This is a genomic window from Streptomyces sporangiiformans (genome assembly GCF_005768555.2).
GTDB classification, from domain to species: Bacteria; Actinomycetota; Actinomycetes; order Streptomycetales; family Streptomycetaceae; genus Streptomyces; species Streptomyces sporangiiformans.
The window spans coordinates 1-21279 of the sequence record NZ_VCHX02000309.1; the positions used below are offsets into that span (position 1 = coordinate 1).

Here is a 21279-nt window from a genome sequence, read left to right on the forward strand (position 1 = left end):
CATTCCGAACCCGGAAGCTAAGCCTTTCAGCGCCGATGGTACTGCAGGGGGGACCCTGTGGGAGAGTAGGACGCCGCCGAACTTCTTTTAAAGCTTCGGTCCTTGGACGATAAGTCCAAGGACCGAAGCTTTTTTGTTTTCCAGGGCTACCCGAACCCCTCCGCGTCGTGGGGAGATGCCTGAGGGTAAGGTCAGGGGGCATCGTTGGCACGTTCCCACAGGAGGCCCCGGGTGGAGGTTCAGGAGACCCGCGTCCAGACAGACCGGGTCCTCACCATCCCGAACATCCTCAGCATGGCGCGCCTCGCCGGCGTGCCCCTCTTCCTGTGGCTGATCCTCAGGCCCGAGTTCGGTGGTCCCAAGAGCGACACCTGGGCGCTCCTGGTGCTGATGCTGAGCGGCATCAGTGACTATTTGGACGGCAAGCTCGCCCGGCGCTGGAACCAGATCAGCAGTCTGGGCCGGCTGCTGGATCCCGCGGCCGACCGGCTCTACATTCTGTCGACATTGGTCGGCCTCACCTGGCGCGAGATTCTTCCACTTTGGCTGACGGCTGTCCTGCTGGCGCGAGAGCTGGTTCTGCTGGTGATGGTGGGCATCCTCAGGCGTCACGGCTATCCGCCGCCACAGGTGAACTTCCTCGGGAAGGCCGCGACGTTCAACCTGATGTACGCCTTCCCGTTGCTGTTGCTCAGTGACGGAAGTGGTTGGATCGCGTCACTCGCTGCTATTTTCGGCTGGGCGTTCGCGGGATGGGGTACAACGCTGTACTGGTGGGCAGGAATCCTCTACGTGGTTCAGGTCCGCCGCCTTGTTCGCGCGGACACCATGGCCGATTGAGCTCGCCGATTGGGCGGCCGTAGTGGCCTCTGATGGCCCGCAAGCGGAATGTGCGGGACAATCTGACGGGTGAAGTCGGCCAGACAGTCGTCTCTTCAAGGAGGACGCTTCCGACATGAAGGCCGTCGTGATGGCTGGAGGCGAAGGCACGCGCCTTCGCCCCATGACCTCAAGCATGCCCAAGCCGCTCCTGCCCGTGGCCAATCGCCCGATCATGGAGCATGTGCTACGGCTGCTCAAGCGGCATGGGCTCAACGAGACCGTCGTAACCGTCCAGTTCTTGGCCTCTCTCGTCAAGAACTACTTCGGTGACGGTGAAGAGCTCGGGATGGAGCTCACCTATGCCAATGAGGAGAAGCCACTCGGTACTGCCGGGAGCGTCAAGAACGCCGAGGAGGCGCTGAGGGACGACGCCTTCCTCGTGATCTCCGGTGATGCTCTGACCGACTTCGATCTCACCGAGCTGATAAATTTCCACAAGGAAAAAGGCGCCATGGTCACCGTCTGTCTGACCCGCGTCCCCAATCCGCTGGAATTCGGCATCACTATCGTGGACGACGAGGGCAAGGTTGAGCGCTTTCTGGAGAAGCCGACCTGGGGCCAGGTTTTCTCGGACACAGTGAATACCGGTATCTATGTCATGGAGCCCGAAGTATTCGACTATGTCGAGGCGGACGTTCCCGTCGACTGGTCCGGTGATGTCTTCCCGCAGCTGATGAAAGAGGGCAAGCCGATCTATGGCTATGTCGCCGAAGGGTACTGGGAGGACGTCGGCACGCACGAGAGCTATGTGAAGGCGCAGGCCGACGTCCTGGAGGGCAAGGTCGACGTAGAGCTCGACGGGTTCGAGATCTCGCCCGGCGTGTGGGTGGCCGAGGGCGCCGAGGTGCATCCCGATGCGGTACTGCGGGGGCCGTTGTTCATCGGGGACTACGCCAAGGTCGAGGCCGACGTGGAAATCCGTGAGCACACCGTCGTCGGCTCGAATGTCGTGGTGAAGAGCGGGGCCTTTCTGCACAAGGCCGTTCTGCACGACAACGTGTACATCGGCCAGCACAGCAATCTGCGCGGTTGTGTCGTCGGAAAGAACACCGACATCATGCGGGCCGCCCGTATCGAGGACGGCGCCGTGATCGGCGACGAGTGCCTCGTCGGCGAAGAATCGATCGTGCAGGGCAACGTACGGGTCTATCCGTTCAAGACCATCGAGGCCGGCGCCTTCGTCAATACGTCGGTCATCTGGGAGTCCCGAGGTCAGGCCCACCTCTTCGGGGCCCGTGGGGTGTCCGGGATCCTCAACGTGGAGATCACCCCGGAGCTCGCCGTGCGCCTCGCCGGCGCGTACGCGACCACGCTCAAGAAGGGCTCCACGGTCACAACGGCCCGCGATCACTCCAGGGGCGCCCGTGCGCTGAAGCGGGCGGTCATCTCGGCGCTGCAGGCCAGCGCCATCGACGTACGCGACCTCGAGAACGTGCCGCTGCCGGTGGCGCGGCAGCAGACGGCGCGGGGCAGTGCCGGCGGAATCATGATCCGCACGACGCCGGGGGTGCCGGACTCCGTCGACATCATGTTCTTCGACGGGCGCGGGGCGGATCTGTCGCAGGCGAGTCAGCGCAAGCTGGACCGGGTGTTCGCGCGGCAGGAGTACCGGCGTGCGTTCCCGGGTGAGATCGGCGATCTGCACTTCCCGGCGAGCGTCTTCGACTCGTACACGGGCTCACTGCTCAGAAATGTCGACACGACCGGGATCGCCGAATCCGGGCTGAAGGTGGTCGTGGACGCCTCGAACGGCAGCGCCGGACTGGTTCTGCCCAGCTTGCTGGGCAAGCTCGGAGTCGACTCGCTGACGATCAATCCCGGCCTCGACGAGTCCAGGCCCACGGAGACGGCAGATGCGCGCAGATCCGGACTGGTGAGGCTCGGGGAGATCGTGGCGTCCGCGCGGGCCGCGTTCGGAGTGCGGTTCGACCCGGTCGGCGAGCGGCTCTCGCTCGTCGACGAGAAGGGGCGGATCGTCGAGGACGACAGGGCGCTGCTCGTCATGCTCGACCTGGTGGCCGCTGAGCGGCGCAGCGGGCGTGTGGCGTTGCCGGTGACCACCACGCGGATCGCCGAGCAGGTGGCGGCGTACCACGGGACGCAGGTCGACTGGACGACCACCTCGCCGGACGATCTGACGCGGGTCGGACGCGACGATTCGACGATCTTCGGAGGCGACGGGCGCGGCGGCTTCATCGTGCCGGAGTTCAGCAGCGTCTTCGACGGTACGGCGGCCTTCGTGCGGCTCATCGGTCTGGTGGCGCGGACGCAGCTCACGCTCAGCCAGATCGACGCGCGGATTCCGCGGGCTCACGTCCTCAAGCGTGATCTCGCCACTCCCTGGGCGGTCAAGGGGCTGGTGATGCGGCGCGTTGTGGAAGCGGCCGGTGATCGGTTCGTGGACACGACCGATGGCGTACGGGTCGTGGAGACCGACGGGCGCTGGGTGATGGTGCTTCCTGACCCCGCGGAGGCGGCGACGCACCTGTGGGCCGAGGGGCCCGACGACGCATCCGCCCAGGCGCTGCTCGACGAGTGGTCGTCCGTCGTGGACAGCGCCGGGCGCTGAGCACGCGCGCGTGCCGGACGGCGTCTCTCAAGGGGCCCGTCCGGCACGCGGGTGGGGCCATTCGGAGGTAGTGGTCGCGACATGCGACGATGTGCGGCATGCCGCAGTACCCCCCCGTTCGGAGCACCCCTTCGCGCGTCCCGCGCCCGGACGCCTCCATGTCGTTGCTCACCAACGTCATGGACCACAGCCTTGACGAGGGCTACGCCGAGGCGGCCGCCCGCAAGCAGGCCGAAGGCGTCGGCGGCATCCCCAGGACACTGCGGGCGAAGCTCGGTCTCGCTGCCGGCCTCGTACTGGCTGCCCTGGTGGTGACCGTGGGGGCGGCACAGGCGCGGGTCGCGGCGCCGGCCCTCGCCAAGGAGCGCGAGGAACTCATTGATCGCATCGACCGTGAGACCGCGACGGCCGACAAGCTCGAGGACAGTGTCGACAAGCTGCGCGATGACGTGAGCGCTCGGCAGCGTGAGGCACTGCGGAAGCACGGCGGCGACCAGGGCGAGCTCGTGGGCATCCTGTCGGGGGCGGCCGAGGTGCACGGCCCCGGCGTGAAGCTCGTCGTGAACGACGCCAAGGAAGCCGAACAGGGCGGTGACGGGGACCCGCGAGAGACCTCGGGTTTCTCCGACACCGGACGCGTGCGCGACCGCGACATGCAGCGGGTGGTCAACGGGCTGTGGGAGTCCGGTGCCGAGGCCATCACGATCAACGGTCAGCGGCTGACCGCCCTGTCCGCGATCAGGGCCGCAGGTGACGCGATACTGGTCGACAACAAGCCGCTGGTGCCGCCGTACACGGTGCTCGCGGTGGGGGACGGGAAAAGGCTGAGCACCAGGTTCCAGAACAGCGCCGACGGACAGTACCTGCACGTGCTGCACGAGAACTTCGGGATCCGGACCGGCATCTCCGTAGAGGAAGAGGTCCGGCTGCCTGCCGCGCCGAGCGTGATCGTACGAACAGCAGAGCCGAGCACAGAGAAGGGCACATCGTGATCGCCGTACTGGGCCTCGTCGTGGGAGTCGTGGCTGGATTGTTGGTCCGGCCCGAGGTTCCGGCAGTGGTCGAGCCGTACCTCCCGATCGCCGTCGTGGCGGCGCTCGACGCCGTCTTCGGAGGCCTGCGCGCGATGCTCGACGGCATCTTCGACGACAAGGTCTTCGTCGTGTCGTTCCTGTCCAATGTGGTGGTGGCCGCGCTGATCGTCTTCCTGGGCGACAAGCTCGGTGTGGGCGCGCAGCTGTCCACCGGCGTTGTGGTCGTCCTCGGTATCCGCATCTTCTCCAACGCCGCGGCGATCCGTCGGCACGTGTTCCGGGCGTGAGGCCGATGAGCAGCCAGGACGAGACCCCCGAGAACAAGCTGCGCGCGAAGCTGCCCGAAGAGGTGCCGGCTGAGGCCCCTGAGCGCCCCTCCCCTGAGGTCCCTGAGGCCCGTGAGGCCTCTGATGCCCCTGAGGCATCGAGGGAGGCAGAGGCATCGAAGGAGGCATCGGAGGACGCATCGGGGGACGAGCCGGAGCAGGTCGGGCCGACTCTCTCCGGGCGTCAGCGGCTGGTGCAGGGCCTGTGGCCGCCACGCCTGTCACGCGCGCAACTCATCGTCGCCCTCCTGCTGTTCGGTCTCGGCTTCGGCCTGGCCGTCCAGGTGGCGTCCAACAGCGACAGCGACGGCGCCCTGCGCGGCGCTCGCCAGGCAGATCTCGTACGCATCCTCGATGAACTCGACGACCGGACGCAGCGTCTGGAGGAAGAGAAGCAGGGGCTCGAAGATCAGCGCACCGAGCTGGAGAACAGCTCGGACCAGGCCGAGGAGGCCCGCAAGCAGACGGTCGAGAAGGAGCGGCAGCTCGGCATCCTGGCGGGCACGGTGGCGGCGGAGGGCCCCGGCATCACACTGACCATCGACGACACGAAGGGAACGGTCGAGGCCGACATGCTGCTCGACGCGATCCAGGAGCTGCGCGCCGCCGGTGCGGAGGCGATCCAGGTCAACGACGTACGGGTGGTCGCCAGCACCTATCTCACGGACGCGAGCAGCGGAGTGAGCGTCGACGGGAACAAGATCAGCGCGCCCTATCGTTTCAAGGTCATCGGCAAACCGCAGGACCTCGAACCGGCGCTCAACATCCCGGGCGGAGTGGTGCAGACTCTGGAGAAAGAGCGGGCCACGGTCACGGTGGAACGCTCAAGCAAGATCGTGGTGGATGCCTTGCGAGCGGTGAAGCGGCCTGACTACGCTCGGTCGTCCTCCCAGTGAAGCGGCGGCGCATGGCGGCCGCTCTGCCAGGGCATGAGGTTGCGGGGGGTCGACGCACCGATTGGGTGGTGCGTGGTGGAAACTGTCTGGTGGACACGGACGTTGTGAGGATGTCCGGCTCGACCGGTGTGTGTAATCAGGGTTCGTCCTGCCCCACGGGCGGGTCTGTTTCGGTCAAGGGGAATCGCCCGTGAAGTTGTTTGCGAAGTTGTTCGGCAAGAGTGCGCGAGAGGGCAGCGACAACGCCACTGCCCGCCATCGTGCATCGCGCCATGAAGATGCCGAGGGGCACGGGGAGCGCCCGCTGTTCCGTGACCAGGTGGATGGTCCGGGCGGTGACATTTCCGGAGGTCAGGGCGCGCCGTCTGTTGACCCTGCCCAGTCCGGCCGCATAGGTTTCGGGGAACCGTCAACCTCAAGTACGGGTGGAGGGTTCTCCTCCGGTCCGTACGCGTCCAATGCCCAGGCAGGACAGCCGCGGCAGGAGGATCCGTCCATGTCGGCCCTGGTGTGTACGAGGTGCGGGAACCGCAACGCCGAGAACAGCCGGTTCTGCTCCAACTGCGGTGCGCCGCTGCGGGCCGGCGCGGCCGCCGAGCGCCCGTCGGAGACCACCTCCACGATCTCCATCTCCGGCATCGAGTCCTACGACGCCGAAGCAACCGGCCAGACGCAGATGCCCATGCTCTCTCCCGAGGCGCAGGCCGCCGTCGACGCGCTGCCGCTCGGTTCGGCGCTCCTGGTGGTGCGCCGCGGGCCGAACTCCGGAAGCCGCTTCCTGCTGGACGGCGATCTGACCACGGCCGGTCGTCATCCGCAGAGCGACATCTTCCTCGACGACGTGACCGTGTCGCGCCGCCATGTGGAGTTCCGGCGCGCCCCGGACGGCTCGTTCACCGTCGCTGACGTGGGCAGCCTGAACGGCACGTACGTCAACCGGGAGCGGATCGACTCCGTCGCACTGTCGAACGGTGACGAGGTGCAGATCGGCAAGTACCGGCTGGTCTTCTACGCGAGCCAGCGGGGCATCTGACCCTCCCCCAGACTCCGTCCGGGGGGACCCCAGGGAATGTCCATGCTTCAAACACCGAGCGGCGGTGCCGGTAACGGCGCCGCCGCCACGGCCAGTGACCTGATGAGCATCGGCACGGTGCTGAACGTGCTGCGCGACGAGTTTCCCGAAGTCACCATCTCCAAGATCCGGTTCCTGGAGTCGGAGGGGCTCGTCGAGCCCCAGCGGACCCCTTCGGGGTATCGAAAGTTCAGCCCGGAGGACGTCGAGCGCCTCGGCCACGTACTGAGAATGCAGCGTGACCACTATCTGCCCCTGAAGGTGATCCGCGAGCACCTGGAGGCCGTGGAGCGCGGCGAGGCGGTGCAGCTGCCCGCCCTGGGGCGGCAGCATGACGGTGAGGCTGTCAGCGAGCCGGAGGGGCCCACCGTGGCCCGGATCGGGCGGGCCGATCTGCTGGCCGCCGCCGAGATCGGCGAGCAGGAGCTCGCGGAATGGGAGTCGTACGGGCTGATCACGCCGCTGCCGGACGGGGTCTACGACGCCGAGGCGGTGACCGTGGCCGGGCTCGTCGTGGAGCTCGGGCGATTCGGCATCGAGCCGCGGCATCTGCGCGCCGTGAAGGCCGCCGCCGACCGCGATGCCGGCCTCGTCGATCAGGTCGTGGCCCCGCTGCGGCGCCACCGCAACCCACAGACTCGAGCACACGCGGAGGCGCGGACCAAGGAGCTGGCGGGGCTCGCGGTGAAGCTGCACGCCGCGCTGGTGCAGGCCGCGCTCGGGGTGCGGCTGCCCTGACCGAGGGCCCTCGGTGGTGCCCGGATCGGCCACCCGTTCCGTGCTCGACTACCCAAAGATGCCGAGCACGGCCTAGGGTTGCTGTGTGAACGAGCTCGACGTCGTAGGTGTCCGGGTTGAAATGCCCTCCAACCAACCGATCGTGCTCCTGCGTGAAGTGGGAGGCGACCGTTACCTCCCCATCTGGATCGGGCCGGGGGAGGCGACGGCGATCGCCTTCGCACAGCAGGGCATGGCTCCCGCGCGACCGCTGACCCACGACCTGTTCAAGGACGTGCTGGAGGCCGTCGGCCAGGAGCTCACCGAAGTACGCATCACCGATCTGCGTGAGGGCGTCTTCTACGCGGAGCTGGTGTTCGCCAGCGGCGTCGAGGTGAGTGCCCGGCCGTCCGACGCCATAGCGCTGGCCCTGCGCACCGGGACGCCGATCTACGGCAGTGACGGTGTCCTGGACGACGCGGGTATCGCGATCCCGGACGAGCAGGAGGACGAAGTGGAGAAGTTCCGCGAGTTCCTCGATCAGATCTCGCCCGAGGACTTCGGGACCAACAGCCAGTGATCCGGCTTCGGACCAGCAGACGTGGCCCGGCTTCGGGAGCAAAGGCCAGTGACACTCCGGGACCGTCGGACGACAGGGCGTACGTCGGCCGTGCCGAGGGCATTCGGCTAGCCTTTCCCCGCGGCGGGTCACGGGAAACCACTCCTAGGGTGATTATCACTCGGCGTGGCGAGTGTGGCGATCGTTGACGCACCCCTGGTGACTGCCTACCGTCGAGGAGGCAGGTCGAGGACGGAGGTCGGCGTGAGAAGCAGCGGCGACGGTACGGCTGGGGGTCCCGGACACAGTCCGGGTGAGAGCGGCCCGTACTCGCTTCACGGCAGCGCGGCCGACCACGCTCCACAGCGGCCGACGCCGGTGCCGGACGAGGGCGAAGTGGCGTCCGAGGACGTTGGCTATCGCGGTCCGACGGCGTGCGCGGCCGCGGGTATCACCTACCGGCAACTGGACTACTGGGCCCGGACCGGGCTTGTCGAACCGAGCGTGCGGCCCGCCTATGGGTCGGGGACGCAGCGGCTGTACAGCTTCCGGGACGTCGTCGTCCTGAAGATCGTCAAGCGGTTCCTCGACACGGGTGTGTCGCTGCAGAACATCCGGACCGCGGTGCAGCATCTCCGGGAGCGCGGGTTCCGCGACCTGGAGCGCATGACCCTGATGAGCGACGGGGCGACGGTCTACGAGTGCTCCTCGCCCGACGAGGTCCACGCGCTGCTCCAGGGCGGGCAGGGCATCTTCGGGATCGCCGTCGGCGTGGTCTGGCGGGATGTGGAGAGCGCGCTCTCGCAGCTGCACGGCGAGCGGATCGACACGGGTGAGACGCTCGTAGGGCACCATCCTGCGGACGAGCTGGCACGGCGCCGCAACCGCGCGGTCTGAGGTCTGAGAAGAACCCCGCCTCACCGCCGGACCGATCACGGCCGAATCGGTCACCGCCGACCCCATCAACGCCGGACCGGGAAAGACCGGTCCGAGAGCTGCCCGACTGACGATGCCCTCAGCGTATGGGGGCATTGTCAGTGGAGTAGGGCAGCATCGGAGATGTGAGAAACACGCCCACGATCCTGCATCTCGACATGGATGCCTTCTACGCTTCGGCCGAACAGGCAGCCAAGCCGAGCCTGCGCGGCAAAGCGGTGATCGTGGGGGGACTAGGGCCGCGTGGGGTGGTAGCCACCGCCTCGTACGAGGCGCGGGTCTTCGGGGTCCATTCGGCGATGCCCATGGCGCAGGCGCGCCGGCTGGCGCCCAACGCCGCGTATCTGGTGCCGCGCTTCGGTTTCTACCGGGAGATCAGCGAGCAGGTGATGCGGCTGCTGCGGGAGCTGTCGCCGCTGGTGGAGCCGCTGAGCCTGGACGAGGCGTTCGTGGACCTGGAGGCGGGGGGAACGGCCTGGGACGAGGAGTCGGCACGGCTGACGGGTACGAAGCTGCGCGGGGACATCCGGGCAGTCACCGGGCTCACGGGGTCAGTGGGGCTCGCCGTCTCCAAGATGCTCGCGAAGATCGCCTCCGAGCAGGCCAAGCCGGACGGCCTTGTGCTGATAGAGCCGGGGACGGAGCGAGCGATGCTGGGCCCCCTGCCGGTGCGTACGCTGCCGGGCGTGGGGCCCGCCACCGGTGATCACCTGCGGCGGGTCGGCATCACCACGGTCGAGGAGGTCGCGGAGGCGGGCGAGGACGAGCTCGTGCGGCTCCTCGGCAAAGCCCACGGGAGCGCGCTGTACGGCATGGCGCTGGCGCTCGACGAGCGGCCCGTGGTGGCCGAGCGGGACACCAAGTCGGTGTCCGTGGAGGACACGTACGACGTGGACATCCATGACCGGGTCCGGGTGCGAATGGAGGTACAGCGGCTCGCCGACCGGTGTGTGCGGCGGCTGCGGGATGCCGGGCGGTCGGGGCGGACCGTGGTGCTCAAGGTGCGGCGGTACGACTTCTCGACGCTCACCCGCTCCGACACGCTGCGTGGACCGACGGACGACCCTGCGGTGGTGCGGGAAGCTGCGGCGCGACTGCTCGAGACCGTCGACACCACGGGGGGCGTACGGCTCCTGGGGGTCGGTGTCACAGGGCTCGCCGACTTCACGCAGGAGGACCTCTTCGCCCAGGCGCAGGCGGCCGCGGGGGAGCTGGAGCCGCTGGCCGAGGAGGAGGTGGAGGAGTCGGCCGAGAAGCAGGAGACGCCCACGGTGCGACGGTGGTCGGCGGGGCATGACGTACGGCATGCCGAGTTCGGACACGGATGGGTGCAGGGCAGTGGCCTTGGGCGGGTCACCGTGCGGTTCGAGACGCCCGACTCCGATCCGGGACGCGTGCGCACGTTCCGGACCGACGATCCGGAGCTGGAGCCGGCGGAACCGCTGCCGCTGGTGCGACGAAGACCTCAGGTCTCGTCCGAGCCCGCCAGGTGGCCGCAGTCGCGGTCCGGCGGTGGGGGCGGGGGCGCCACATCGAGCCCGTAGTGGTGGTAGAGCTGGAGTTCCTGCTCGGGGGAGAGATGGCGGCCGACGCCGAAGTCGGGGGCGTCCTTGATCAGGGCGCGGTCGAAGGGGACCCGCAGGGCACCCTCGACCAGTTCGCTGGGCTCCAAGGGCACAAAGGCGTCCCTGCTGAACAGACCGGTGCGTATGGCCGCCCATTCCGGCACGCCGGTCGCATCGTCGAGATAGACCTCGCCGACGGTGCCGATCTTGTTGCCATTGCGGTCGAACGCCTTGCGGCCGATCAGTTTGCGCGGATCGACGTCGGTCTGCACGGGACCTCCAGCTGCTCACAACTCATCCGTAAGCACTACGAAAGAGCACTTTGAGGAGGGCGGCCACTCGAGGGAAGCCCGCTGGTAGGCTGGCAACGGCCGCTGACCCCGTGCGGGAGAGTCCTCCAGACTTCACCGGAGGCGCCGAAGGAGCAAATCCTCCCCGGAATCTCTCAGGCCCACGTACCGCACGGACGAGGTCACTCTGGAAAGCAGGGCGGGTGTCCACGGCTCCCGCTCTCACCGACGGTGCAAGCCGGATCGCCGAGTGCGGGCGGACCGGCGAAGCTCTCAGGTTGAGATGACAGAGGGGGAGGCCGTCCGGGCACCTGCCGTGGTGCCCTCGAAGGTCGTGTCAGACCAGGAGGCCTCCGCAATGACCGCCGATCGCATTCCACTCTCCGAGCTCGAACAGGGAATCCCCTTCGAACAGCGCCACATCGGGCCCGACAGCGAGGCCCGGGCGAAGATGCTCGCGCAGGTGGGGTACGGCTCGCTCGACGAGCTGACGGCCATCGCGGTCCCGGACGTGATCAAGAACGCCGAGGCGCTCGCCCTGCCCGGTGCGCGCACCGAGGCCGAGGTTCTCGCCGAGTTGCGCTCCCTGGCGGACCGTAACGAGGTCCTCGACTCGATGATCGGGATCGGCTACTACGGCACGTTCACGCCGCCGGTGATCCTGCGCAACGTCATGGAGAACCCGGCCTGGTACACCGCGTACACGCCGTACCAGCCGGAGATCTCGCAGGGCCGCCTGGAGGCGCTGCTGAACTTCCAGACCATGGTCGCCGAGCTGACGGGCCTGCCCACCTCCGGTGCCTCGCTGCTCGACGAGGGCACCGCGGCCGCCGAGGCGATGGCGCTGTCGCGGCGCGTGGGCAAGGTCAAGAACGGTGTCTTCCTCGTCGACGCGGACGCGTTGCCGCAGACCATCGCCGTGATCGAGACGCGCGCCGAGCCGACCGGAGTCGAGGTCGTCGTCGCGGACCTGAGCGACGGCATCCCGGCCGAGATCGCCGAGCGCGGTGTCACCGGCGTGCTCCTCCAGTACCCGGGTGCCTCCGGTGCCGTACGGGACATCAAGCCCGTCATCGACCAGGCGCACGAGCTGGGCGCGATCGTCACCGTCGCCGCCGACCTGCTCGCGCTGACGCTGCTCACCTCACCGGGTGACCTCGGCGCGGACATCGCGGTCGGCACGACACAGCGCTTCGGAGTGCCGATGGGCTTCGGCGGGCCGCACGCCGGATACATGGCGGTGCGCGAGAAGTTCGCGCGCAACCTGCCCGGCCGTCTCGTCGGCGTCTCGGTCGACGTGGACGGCAACAAGGCATATCGGCTGGCCCTGCAGACGCGGGAGCAGCACATCCGCCGGGAAAAGGCGACGAGCAACATCTGTACGGCGCAGGTGCTGCTTGCCGTGATGGCCGGGCTGTACGCCGTGTACCACGGGCCTCAGGGCCTCAAGGCGATCGCGGGGCGCACCCACCGGTACGCCACGATCCTCGCGGCGGGCCTGAAGGCCGGCGGCGTCGAGGTCGTGCACGAGGCCTACTTCGACACGCTGACCGTGCGTGTACCGGGCAGGGCTGCCGAGACCGTCGCGGCCGCGCGCGACGGCGGGGTCAACCTGCGCCTCGTCGACGCCGACCATGTGTCCGTCGCCTGCGACGAGACCACCACACGGACCCAACTGGGCGCCGTCTGGACCGCGTTCGGCGTCGGGGGCGACGTCGAGGCGCTGGACGCGTCCGTCGTGGACACGCTGCCCGCCGCGCTGCTGCGCACCGACGAGTACCTCGAGCACCCGGTGTTCCACCAGTACCGCTCCGAGACCGCGATGCTGCGCTACCTGCGCCGCCTCGCCGACCGCGACTACGCGCTCGACCGCGGGATGATCCCGCTGGGCTCCTGCACGATGAAGCTCAACGGGACCACCGAGATGGAGCCGGTCACCTGGCCCGAGTTCGGACAGCTGCACCCCTTCGCGCCCGCCGGCCAGGCACAGGGCTACCTCACGCTCATCCGTGAACTGGAGGAGCAGCTCGCCGAGGTCACCGGCTATGACAAGGTGTCGCTCCAGCCCAACGCCGGTTCGCAGGGCGAGCTCGCGGGCCTGCTGGCCGTACGCGGCTATCACCGTGCGAACGGCGACGAGCAGCGCACCGTCTGTCTCATCCCGTCCTCCGCGCACGGAACGAACGCCGCGAGCGCCGTGATGGCCGGCATGAAGGTCGTCGTAGTGAAGACCGCCGACGACGGTGAGATCGACGTCGAGGACCTGCGCGCCAAGATCGAGCAGTACCGCGACGAGCTCGCGGTGCTGATGATCACGTACCCCTCGACGCACGGCGTCTTCGAGGAACACGTCGCCGACATCTGCGCGCAGGTGCACGACGCGGGCGGGCAGGTGTACGTCGACGGCGCCAACCTCAACGCGCTGGTGGGCCTTGCCAAGCCGGGCCGCTTCGGCGGGGACGTCTCGCATCTCAACCTGCACAAGACGTTCTGCATCCCGCACGGCGGCGGAGGTCCGGGCGTCGGCCCGGTCGGTGTGCGCGCGCACCTCGCGCCGTATCTGCCGAACCACCCCATGCAGCCCGCGGCGGGTCCGGAGACGGGCGTCGGTCCCATCTCGGCCGCTCCCTGGGGTTCGGCCGGGATACTGCCGATCTCCTGGGCGTACGTACGCCTCATGGGCGGCGAGGGGCTCAAGCGGGCCACGCAGGTGGCCGTGCTGTCCGCCAACTACATCGCCAAGCGCCTGGAGCCGCACTACCCCGTGCTCTACACCGGCCCGGGCGGGCTCGTGGCGCACGAGTGCATCATCGATCTGCGGCCGCTGACCAAGGCGACCGGCGTGAGCGTCGACGACGTCGCCAAGCGGCTGATCGACTACGGGTTCCACGCGCCGACGATGTCGTTCCCGGTTGCCGGGACGCTGATGATCGAGCCGACCGAGAGCGAGGACCTGGCCGAACTCGACCGGTTCTGCGAGGCGATGATCGCCATCCGCGCGGAGATCGAGGAGGTCGGCTCGGGCGAGTGGCCGACGGACGACAATCCGCTGCGGAACGCTCCGCACACGGCGGCCGCGCTCGGCGGCACGTGGGAGCACGCGTACAGCCGTGAGCAGGCTGTGTTCCCGGCGGGTGTGACGGCCGCGGACAAGTACTGGCCGCCGGTGCGTCGCATCGACCAGGCCTACGGCGACCGGAACCTGGTCTGCTCCTGCCCGCCGCTGGACGCCTACGAGGACTAGAAGGCGCGCTTCCCGTCCGCCGTCCGCCGTCCGCCTCGCGTGCCGGCGGACGGCGGACGGTAGACCGGGAACCGCTGCCCGATGTCGCCGGGTGAGCGGGAGCCCAGCACCTGGGCAGTGCCTCGCCGCTGGTCGGCGCTGGCCGCTGCCCAGGCATGCTCAGCCCCGCCGTAGTACCGCTCCATGTCCACGCTGGGGCCCCGTGGGCAGCGGTGGCCCAGGGCGACACTGAAGATCCCGCGTCCAGCACAGCGGCCGGCTTCCAGGCCAAGTTGTGCGCGTCCTGGATGCCGGCGATGCGCCCCTTCCCGCGTACCGGCGACGCGTTCGGCAGCGTGCCACCATCGCCGACGTCTGCGAGATGCCGTGGTTGCCCGTCGGTCGCGACGCGGCCTCCTCGAGTCGCGGCTCGCCACCGGCCACCCGGAACAGCTCCATCGTCCGCGCCTTGCTTCCGCGTTCGCGCGGAGAGAGCGAGGTTCCCGCGTGCCGCTTGTGCGGACGCGATGAGGTTTTGAGGCCCCTCGGTAGCAGCTGCGCGGGCCCTTCACCCAGGTGGTTCATACGAGTCGCGCCCTCCGCACCACCGACGCAAGATCGAATTCCGCTGACGTCGCATCACACGCACGGCGTTCGCCTCTGCCCCGGTGAAGGAGATGTGCGCAGGATGACCACCTCGGAAACTGTTTCAGAACCGCTGTCGGAACGGATGTCGGAACGGGTCTCCCATTCCGTGTTCGACGGCTCCAGACTCCGTGTCGTCCTGCTGCTGGACCTCAACGACGGAACCCAGCAGCAATTCCTCGAAGCGTACGAACAACTGCGCAACCAAGTCGCGTCCGTCCCGGGCCACGTCAGCGACCAGTTGTGCCAGTCGATCGAGAATCCGTCCCAATGGCTCATCACCAGCGAATGGGAGAGCGCCCCGCCTTTCCTCGCGTGGGTGAACAGCGAAGAGCACGTGGAGGTGGTCAAGCCGCTCAGCAGGTGTGTCCGGGACCTCAAGTCGCTGCGCTACAACATCCTCCGCGAGACCGGCGGACCGTCGGCCACCTCCGAGCCCGCGAAGGGGCGGCTCCTGGCGTCTCCCCGGATCGGCGACGGCGTGGTCCGCCACGCGCTCACCTTCACGGTCAAGCCGGGCAGTGAATCGACCGTCGCGCGGATCCTGTCCGACTACGCCCCGCCCGAGGCCCAGGTCGACGACACCACACGGCTGCTCCGTACGTCGCTCTTCATGCACGGCAACCGCGTCGTGCGGACCATCGAAGTGCGGGGCGATCTGATGGCGGCGCTGCGTCACGTCGCCCGGCAGCCCCAGGTGCGGGCCGTCGAGGAAGCCATCAACCCCTACCTGGAGCGGAGCCGGGACCTGAGCGACCCCGAGTCCGCCCGGATGTTCTTCACCCTGGCCGCGTTGCCCGCCGTCCACCATGTGACAAGGGGTGGGCAGCAGCCCGCGGACGTGGAACGACACGCGCTGTACTACCCAGCCAAGCAGGGCTGCGGGGAGCGGTTGGCCCGGCTGCTCGCCCGGTATGACGAGGCGGCGGCGGACGACCCGCAGACCCTGGTCTGCGGCAGCACGATCTTCCAGCGCGACGACACCGTGGTGAGGCTCATCGATGTGCGGGGCGGTCTAGAAGCCGACCCCGCCCTGTCCCTCGGCTTCCAGGACCCCCAGCAGGCGGCCGAGTTGACGTGCCTCCTCGACGGTGACGCCGCCCGCAAGGGTGGTTCTGCCCCGAAGACAAGGGATATCGCTCGCCTGCTCGAGCGCGCCCACATGGAACTCATCACCGATCGCCGCTCGCCCGGTGCCTGACCGGCGTACGCGGTCCGCGGCGGCCGCACACCCAACGCCGACGGCGCAAGCAACTGGAGGAATGACGTGACCAAGCAGCGTCCCAGAGTCGTGGATCTCAGCGAGACCGAACCCAACCGCAGGCGCGGAGGCGACCTGCGCGCCATGCTCACACCCACCGCGGTGGGAGCCACCAGCGGTTTCATGGGTGTGGCCTTGGTGGCGCCCGGCGACCGTATCGGCGAGCACTACCACCCGTACTCCGAGGAATTCGTGTACGTCGTCTGCGGTGAGCTGGAGGTGGACCTCGACGGCGAGCCCTGCCCGCTCCGGCCCGAACAGGGCCTGATGATTCCCGCCCATATGAGGCACCGCTTCCGCAACGTCGGTGATGTGGAAGCCCGGCTCGTCTTCCACCTCGGCCCGCTGGCCCCGCGTCCGGAGCTGGGCCATGTCGACACGGAGGAAACCGACGCCGCGGCGGCCACCGCCGCAGCAGCGGCGGGCGATGTCCGATCGGCCGATCGAAGTCAGGCACTGTCATGACCAGGCGCGTGGCGGTCACCGGCATAGGCGTGGTGGCACCGGGCGGCATCGGCGTACCGGCGTTCTGGGACCTTCTCGCCCATGGCCGCACCGCGACGCGGGGCATTACGTTCTTCGACCCGTCGGACCTTCGCTCCCGTATCGCCGCCGAGTGCGACTTCGACCCGGCGGCCCACGGCCTGGAGGCGGAACAGATAGAACGGGCCGACCGGTACATCCAGTTCGCCCTGGTCGCCGCCGAGGAAGCGGTACGGGACGCGGGCCTCGACCCCGCCCAGGAGAACCCCTGGCGCGTAGGGGTCTCCCTGGGGACCGCGGTCGGCGGCACCACCCGCCTGGAGCACGACTACGTCCTGGTCAGCGAACGAGGGCAGCGCTGGGATGTGGACCACCGCGAGGCGGGCCCTCATCTGCACCGCGCGTTCTCGCCCAGCACGCTGGCCTCGGTGGTCGCCGAGCGTTTCGGGGCGGGCGGCCCGGTGCAGACCGTCTCCACCGGCTGCACTTCGGGACTCGACGCCATCGGATACGCCTTCCACACCATCGAGGAGGGCCGGGCCGACGTCTGCATCGCCGGCGCCTCGGACTCGCCGATCTCGCCGATCACCATGGCCTGCTTCGACGCGATCAAGGCGACATCCTCGAACAATGACGATCCCGCCCACGCCTCCCGGCCCTTCGACGCCCATCGCGACGGATTCGTCATGGGCGAGGGCGGAGCGGTGCTGGTTCTGGAGGAGCTGGAACACGCCAGGGCCCGCGGCGCGAACGTGTACTGCGAGCTGAGCGGTTATGCCACGTTCGGCAACGCACACCACATGACCGGTCTCACCAGCGAGGGCCTGGAAATGGCCCAGGCGATCGACGTCGCGCTCGACCATGCCCGTCTCGACGGCTCGGCGATCGACTACGTCAACGCACACGGCTCGGGCACCCGGCAGAACGACCGCCATGAGACGGCGGCGGTGAAACGGTCACTGGGCGCACACGCCTACGACACGCCCATGAGCTCGATCAAATCCATGGTGGGCCACTCCCTCGGGGCGATCGGGGCGATCGAGGTCGTGGCCTGCGTGCTGGCCCTGCTCCACCAGGTGGTGCCGCCGACCGCGAACTACGAGACCCCTGACCCCGAGTGCGATCTGGACTACGTACCAGGCGTCGCTCGTGCCCGGAAACTGAACAGTGTGCTCTCCGTGGGCAGCGGGTTCGGCGGCTTCCAGTCAGCAGTGGTCCTGACCCGGCCGAGGGAGAAGAGACGATGAGCCCACCACGCGCTCGGCGCGCGGCAGTCACCGGAATCGGTGTGATCGCGCCCAATGGAACGAGCACCGAGACCTTCTGGAAGTCCACCCAGGAGGGCACCAGCATCCTCGACCGGGTCACCCGTGAAGGATGTGACCACTTGCCGCTGCGGATCGCCGGCGAGGTCCGCGAGTTCGACGCGTCGTCACTGATCGAGGACCGGTATCTCGTCCAGACCGACCGGTTCTCGCACTTCGCGATGGCCGCGGCCGACCTCGCCCTCGCCGACGCCCGGCTCGGGCAGGCCGACGTCAGTGGCTCGCCGTTCTCCGCGGGCGTGGTCACCGCCGCCGGGTCCGGTGGCGGCGAGTTCGGGCAGCGGGAGCTGCAACGGCTCTGGGGGCAAGGAAGCCGCTTCGTCGGCCCGTACCAGTCCATCGCCTGGTTCTACGCTGCCAGCACCGGCCAGATATCGATTCGCCGTGGGTTCAAGGGCCCCTGCTCGGTGGTCGCCGCCGACGAGGCAGGAGGTCTGGACTCCCTGGCGCACGCCGCTCGGGCCGTATGGCGTGGTACCGATGTGATCTTGACCGGCGCGGCCGAGGCACCCCTGGCCCCCTACTCGATGGTCTGCCAGCTCGGCTACGAGGAGCTCAGCACCGTCGACGACCCGAGCCGCGCGTACCGCCCGTTCACCGCCGCCGCCTGCGGATTCGTGCCTGCCGAAGGCGGCGCCATGTTCGTGGTGGAGGAAGAGAGCGTGGCCCGGGAGCGGGGCGTGCCCGTCAGGGCCACCATCGCGGGGCACGCCGCCACGTTCACCGGCGCATCGAGCTGGCAGCGGTCCCGGGAGGGACTCGGCCAGGCCATCCGTGTCGCCCTGGACGAGGCCGACTGCGCCCCCGAGGAGATCGACGTGGTGTTCGCCGACGCCCTCGGCACACCGGAGGCGGACCGGGCCGAAGCACTGGCGATCACCGACACCCTTGCCGCACACAGCAGGCGTGTGCCCGTCACGGCACCGAAGACGGGTATAGGGCGGGCCTACTGCGCGGCGCCCGTGCTGGACACCGCGGCGGCGGTGCTCGCGATGGAGCACGGCCTGGTGCCGCCCACCCCCAACGTCTTCGACCCCTGCCATGACCTCGACCTGGTGATGTCGCGCGCCCGCCCCGCCGAGCTGCGCACGGCGCTGATCCTCAGCCGGGGACTGATGGGGTCGAACACGGCGCTCGTGCTGCGGCACGGCGCCGCTCACGCCGCATAGCGAAGGCCCGTAGTGGCAGCACTGAATTGAAGGAGAGGAATCGCATGACCCCTCAAGTGACCGCGAAAGAACTGGCCGAGCTCATGAAGAAGGCGGCGGGAGTCCACGTCGACCCGGACGAACTGGAGCAACGGACCGACTCCGGCTTCGACACCTTCGGCCTCGACTCCCTCGGCCTCCTCGGCATCGTGGGCGAGCTGGAGAACCGGCACGGCATGCCGATGCCGCCCGACGCGGAGCGCTGCAAGACCCCCAGGCAGTTCCTGGACCTCGTCAACAGCACCCTCATGGCAGGAGCCTGACATGGCCGGGCACACGGAGAACGCCATCACCATCGCCGCGCCGATGGACCTCGTCTGGGACATGACCAACGACCTGGAGAACTGGCCGCGGCTGTTCAGCGAGTACGCGGCCGTCGAGGTGCTGTCCCGTGACGGGAACGCCACGACCTTCCGGCTGACCATGCACCCCGACGACAACGGCAAGGTGTGGAGCTGGGTCTCGGAACGGGTGATGGACCGTGACACGCTCAGCGTCAGGGCCCGCCGCGTCGAGCCGGGACCCTTCGAGTACATGAACATCCGCTGGGAGTACGAGGAGACCGCGGACGGCACCCGGATGGTCTGGACGCAGGACTTCGCGATGAAGCCGGACGCGCCGGTCGACGACGCCGGAATGACCGACATGATCAACCGCAACTCCCGCGTTCAGATGGCCCTCATCCGGGACCGGATCGAGCAGGCCACGCCCGAGCGCCGGACCGCACAAGTGATGACCGACTGAGACTGATGACCGACTGAGACGGACGAAGGACATCCGATGCACCACGCTTTGATCGTCGCTCGCATGGCCCCGGGGTCGGCACCGGACATCGCCAAGGTGTTCGAGGCCTCCGACCGGGGTGAACTGCCGCATCTCGTCGGGGTCACCCGGCGCCGTCTCTTCCAGTTCGGTGATGTGTATATGCATCTCGCCGAATCGGAGCAGGAGCCCGGACCCGCCATCGCCAGGGTGGCCGAGCACCCCGCATTCCGGGACATCTGCGAGCAGTTGTCGGCGTACGTCAGTCCCTACGATCCCGAGACCTGGCGCGGCCCGAAGGACGCGATGGCGCACTGCTTCTACCGCTGGGACCGGGACCCCACCGCCTGAACCTCAGCCCGAGAACACTGATCGCCGGCCCCGCGAGAACCGCGGGGCCGGCGATCAGTGCTCCCGGGCGGACCGGGCATGCTCTGCGCCCGTGGCGGCCCCCGCCGTCCGAGCAGGCCTACTTGGCCGAGTCGAGGTGGGCGAACACGACCACGTTCTCCGTGTAGTCCTGCGCGCTGTGGTCGTACTCGCCGCCGCAGGTGATCAGACGCAACTGGGGGGAGTTGGTGTCGGCGTAGACCCGGTCGTTCGGGAAGTTCGCCTTGCTGAAGGAGTCGACGGAGTCGACCTTGAAGGTTGCGACGATGCCGTCCGCGCGGGTGATGTTCACCGTGCTTCCGCGCTCGAGGGTCCGCAGGCTCTCGAACACGGCCGGACCGGTCTTCGTATCGACATGGCCCACCACGATCGACGAGCCGCGCTCACCGGGCGACGCCCCGCCCTGGAACCAGCCGACGAGATTGTTGTTGTTGTCGGGTGGCGCGTTGAGCTGTCCGGACGCGCCGAGGGACAGCGCGGTGAAGGGCGCGTTCACGGCGATCTTTGGGATCGAGAGCCTCTGGGGCGCCGAACGTGGCAGCGCCCGAGCCGTGGTGGCATCCCGTGCGGCACCGGTCGCACCCGCACTCGCGCTCACCTTGGGCGTTGCGGAGGCGACGGCCGCGGGCGGGGCCTGCGGCTTGAGATCAGGGGAGCTCGCCAGGGAGTTGTGGATGATCAGGGCGCCCAGCCCTACTGCCAGCGCGGGCACCAGAAGAGTGTGGCGAGCTGTACGGGACGAGGCCTTGGTCGAGGGCTCGGGCGGCTGCGGGGCGGCCATGGGACGGTGCCTTTCGTGAACGGGGCGTCGATAGGGCGTCGATGAGGCGTCGACGAGGCGTCGAGGGCCGGCGGTGGCGCCACGGCCGCGGCCACCGTCGCCTTTGAGGGCAACGGTGGCCGCGACAGTGCAGCGACTGTCGAGAGGACTCCGATCAGGCCGCGTCGGCACCCGACGCGGTGCGGCGCCGCAGCATGTACGCGCCGGCTCCGAGGCCACCGAGCAGCAGTACGGAGCCCGCAGCCATGCTGCCTCCGGACTGCGCCAGGCCGCCGCCGCCGGCGTGGACGCCGCCCTTGGGCTTGTCCTTGCCGTGGTCGTCCTTCTCCTTGCCGAAGTCGTGCTTCTCTTCTTC

Annotated in this window: 21 protein-coding genes, 1 rRNA gene, 1 pseudogene and 1 riboswitch; of the genes and pseudogenes, 19 read left to right on the top strand and 4 right to left on the bottom strand. The window is 68.7% G+C overall.

Annotated elements, in window-relative coordinates:
- The 11 genes from rrf to FGD71_RS38210 all read left to right on the top strand — a co-directional run.
- Window positions 1-82, top strand: a 5S ribosomal RNA gene (rrf, locus tag FGD71_RS38160); the annotation flags it as partial.
- A gap of 149 nt (window positions 83-231) precedes the next feature.
- Window positions 232-840: a cardiolipin synthase ClsA gene (gene clsA, locus FGD71_RS38165; RefSeq protein ID WP_119105139.1), complete on the top strand. Its 609-nt coding sequence runs from the start codon at window positions 232-234 to the stop codon at window positions 838-840.
- Window positions 841-955: 115 nt separating this feature from the next.
- Complete coding sequence (locus FGD71_RS38170) at window positions 956-3451, top strand: mannose-1-phosphate guanyltransferase (RefSeq protein WP_119105140.1); 2496 nt, start codon at window positions 956-958, stop codon at window positions 3449-3451.
- Window positions 3452-3540: 89 nt separating this feature from the next.
- Window positions 3541-4443 carry a DUF881 domain-containing protein gene (locus FGD71_RS38175; RefSeq protein WP_119105141.1) on the top strand — a complete coding sequence of 301 codons (903 nt, stop codon included), beginning with the start codon at window positions 3541-3543 and terminating at the stop codon, window positions 4441-4443.
- Entirely contained in the window at window positions 4440-4772 is a 333-nt protein-coding gene (locus FGD71_RS38180; RefSeq protein WP_003988855.1) for a small basic family protein, read from the top strand. Before FGD71_RS38175 ends, FGD71_RS38180 begins: the two co-directional genes overlap by 4 nt.
- 5 nt (window positions 4773-4777) lie before the next feature.
- The gene (locus FGD71_RS38185; RefSeq protein WP_119105142.1) at window positions 4778-5707 is read left to right on the top strand and encodes a DUF881 domain-containing protein; all 930 of its coding nucleotides are present in this window, start codon (window positions 4778-4780) and stop codon (window positions 5705-5707) included.
- A gap of 148 nt (window positions 5708-5855) precedes the next feature.
- Window positions 5856-6740 (top strand): zinc-ribbon and FHA domain-containing protein, encoded by an 885-nt coding sequence (locus tag FGD71_RS38190; protein ID WP_240436970.1) that lies wholly within the window; start codon window positions 5856-5858, stop codon window positions 6738-6740.
- Between the two features lie 42 nt (window positions 6741-6782).
- Window positions 6783-7517: a transcriptional regulator FtsR gene (gene ftsR / locus FGD71_RS38195; RefSeq protein WP_119105144.1), complete on the top strand. Its 735-nt coding sequence runs from the start codon at window positions 6783-6785 to the stop codon at window positions 7515-7517.
- An 85-nt stretch (window positions 7518-7602) separates the two neighbouring features.
- The gene (locus FGD71_RS38200) at window positions 7603-8076 is read left to right on the top strand and encodes a bifunctional nuclease family protein (protein WP_006123076.1); all 474 of its coding nucleotides are present in this window, start codon (window positions 7603-7605) and stop codon (window positions 8074-8076) included.
- A 243-nt stretch (window positions 8077-8319) separates the two neighbouring features.
- Entirely contained in the window at window positions 8320-8952 is a 633-nt protein-coding gene (locus tag FGD71_RS38205) for a MerR family transcriptional regulator (protein ID WP_119105145.1), read from the top strand.
- Between the two features lie 164 nt (window positions 8953-9116).
- A complete protein-coding gene (locus FGD71_RS38210) occupies window positions 9117-10535 on the top strand; it encodes a DNA polymerase IV (protein WP_119105146.1) in 1419 nt (472 codons plus the stop codon).
- On the opposite strand, the gene FGD71_RS38215 is transcribed toward FGD71_RS38210, so the two are convergent.
- Window positions 10457-10828, bottom strand: a complete 372-nt coding sequence (locus FGD71_RS38215; RefSeq protein ID WP_119105147.1) for a PRC-barrel domain-containing protein — start codon at window positions 10826-10828, stop codon at window positions 10457-10459. The two genes, FGD71_RS38210 and FGD71_RS38215, sit on opposite strands and share 79 nt — an antisense overlap.
- Before the next feature lie 103 nt (window positions 10829-10931).
- Window positions 10932-11027, top strand: a riboswitch (glycine riboswitch).
- Between the two features lie 177 nt (window positions 11028-11204).
- Between FGD71_RS38215 and gcvP the strand changes: the two genes are divergently transcribed.
- The gene (gene gcvP / locus FGD71_RS38220; RefSeq protein WP_119105148.1) at window positions 11205-14090 is read left to right on the top strand and encodes an aminomethyl-transferring glycine dehydrogenase; all 2886 of its coding nucleotides are present in this window, start codon (window positions 11205-11207) and stop codon (window positions 14088-14090) included.
- Here the strand turns inward: gcvP and FGD71_RS38225 are convergent.
- The gene (locus FGD71_RS38225) at window positions 14087-14281 is read right to left on the bottom strand and encodes a hypothetical protein (RefSeq protein ID WP_140936047.1); all 195 of its coding nucleotides are present in this window, start codon (window positions 14279-14281) and stop codon (window positions 14087-14089) included. The two genes, gcvP and FGD71_RS38225, sit on opposite strands and share 4 nt — an antisense overlap.
- A 476-nt stretch (window positions 14282-14757) precedes the next feature.
- On the opposite strand from FGD71_RS38225, the gene FGD71_RS38230 reads away from it, so the two are divergent.
- The 7 genes from FGD71_RS38230 to FGD71_RS38260 all read left to right on the top strand — a co-directional run bounded on the left by FGD71_RS38230 (window position 14758) and on the right by FGD71_RS38260 (window position 20104).
- Complete coding sequence (locus FGD71_RS38230) at window positions 14758-15915, top strand: SchA/CurD-like domain-containing protein (protein WP_119105150.1); 1158 nt, start codon at window positions 14758-14760, stop codon at window positions 15913-15915.
- Window positions 15916-15981: 66 nt separating this feature from the next.
- Entirely contained in the window at window positions 15982-16440 is a 459-nt protein-coding gene (locus tag FGD71_RS38235; protein ID WP_119105151.1) for a cupin domain-containing protein, read from the top strand.
- Complete coding sequence (locus FGD71_RS38240) at window positions 16437-17705, top strand: beta-ketoacyl-[acyl-carrier-protein] synthase family protein (RefSeq protein WP_119105152.1); 1269 nt, start codon at window positions 16437-16439, stop codon at window positions 17703-17705. Before FGD71_RS38235 ends, FGD71_RS38240 begins: the two co-directional genes overlap by 4 nt.
- Window positions 17702-18952, top strand: a complete 1251-nt coding sequence (locus tag FGD71_RS38245) for a ketosynthase chain-length factor (protein ID WP_119105153.1) — start codon at window positions 17702-17704, stop codon at window positions 18950-18952. Before FGD71_RS38240 ends, FGD71_RS38245 begins: the two co-directional genes overlap by 4 nt.
- A gap of 44 nt (window positions 18953-18996) precedes the next feature.
- Window positions 18997-19254 carry an acyl carrier protein gene (locus FGD71_RS38250; protein ID WP_119105154.1) on the top strand — a complete coding sequence of 86 codons (258 nt, stop codon included), beginning with the start codon at window positions 18997-18999 and terminating at the stop codon, window positions 19252-19254.
- Between the two features lies 1 nt (window position 19255).
- Window positions 19256-19735, top strand: a complete 480-nt coding sequence (locus FGD71_RS38255) for an SRPBCC family protein (protein ID WP_119105155.1) — start codon at window positions 19256-19258, stop codon at window positions 19733-19735.
- 36 nt (window positions 19736-19771) lie between these two features.
- Entirely contained in the window at window positions 19772-20104 is a 333-nt protein-coding gene (locus tag FGD71_RS38260; RefSeq protein WP_119105156.1) for a TcmI family type II polyketide cyclase, read from the top strand.
- Window positions 20105-20222: 118 nt separating this feature from the next.
- Here the strand turns inward: FGD71_RS38260 and FGD71_RS38265 are convergent, their stop codons facing one another.
- Together FGD71_RS38265 and FGD71_RS38270 are read right to left on the bottom strand one after the other, a co-directional pair.
- Window positions 20223-20924 (bottom strand): class F sortase, encoded by a 702-nt coding sequence (locus FGD71_RS38265; protein WP_119105157.1) that lies wholly within the window; start codon window positions 20922-20924, stop codon window positions 20223-20225.
- 154 nt (window positions 20925-21078) lie between these two features.
- Window positions 21079-21279: pseudogene (locus tag FGD71_RS38270) on the bottom strand (hypothetical protein); the annotation flags it as partial.

Bases quoted from the DNA above. Each gene is read 5' to 3' on its own strand.
- FGD71_RS38170 (WP_119105140.1), top strand. From the start codon at position 956: ATGAAGGCCGTCGTGATGGCTGGAGGCGAAGGCACGCGCCTTCGCCCC.
- FGD71_RS38175 (WP_119105141.1), top strand. From the start codon at position 3,541: ATGTGCGGCATGCCGCAGTACCCCCCCGTTCGGAGCACCCCTTCGCGC.
- FGD71_RS38185 (WP_119105142.1), top strand. From the start codon at position 4,778: ATGAGCAGCCAGGACGAGACCCCCGAGAACAAGCTGCGCGCGAAGCTG.
- ftsR (WP_119105144.1), top strand. From the start codon at position 6,783: ATGCTTCAAACACCGAGCGGCGGTGCCGGTAACGGCGCCGCCGCCACG.
- gcvP (WP_119105148.1), top strand. From the start codon at position 11,205: ATGACCGCCGATCGCATTCCACTCTCCGAGCTCGAACAGGGAATCCCC.
- FGD71_RS38230 (WP_119105150.1), top strand. From the start codon at position 14,758: ATGACCACCTCGGAAACTGTTTCAGAACCGCTGTCGGAACGGATGTCG.
- FGD71_RS38240 (WP_119105152.1), top strand. From the start codon at position 16,437: ATGACCAGGCGCGTGGCGGTCACCGGCATAGGCGTGGTGGCACCGGGC.
- FGD71_RS38245 (WP_119105153.1), top strand. From the start codon at position 17,702: ATGAGCCCACCACGCGCTCGGCGCGCGGCAGTCACCGGAATCGGTGTG.
- FGD71_RS38250 (WP_119105154.1), top strand. From the start codon at position 18,997: ATGACCCCTCAAGTGACCGCGAAAGAACTGGCCGAGCTCATGAAGAAG.
- FGD71_RS38255 (WP_119105155.1), top strand. From the start codon at position 19,256: ATGGCCGGGCACACGGAGAACGCCATCACCATCGCCGCGCCGATGGAC.
- FGD71_RS38260 (WP_119105156.1), top strand. From the start codon at position 19,772: ATGCACCACGCTTTGATCGTCGCTCGCATGGCCCCGGGGTCGGCACCG.
- FGD71_RS38265 (WP_119105157.1), bottom strand. From the start codon at position 20,924: ATGGCCGCCCCGCAGCCGCCCGAGCCCTCGACCAAGGCCTCGTCCCGT.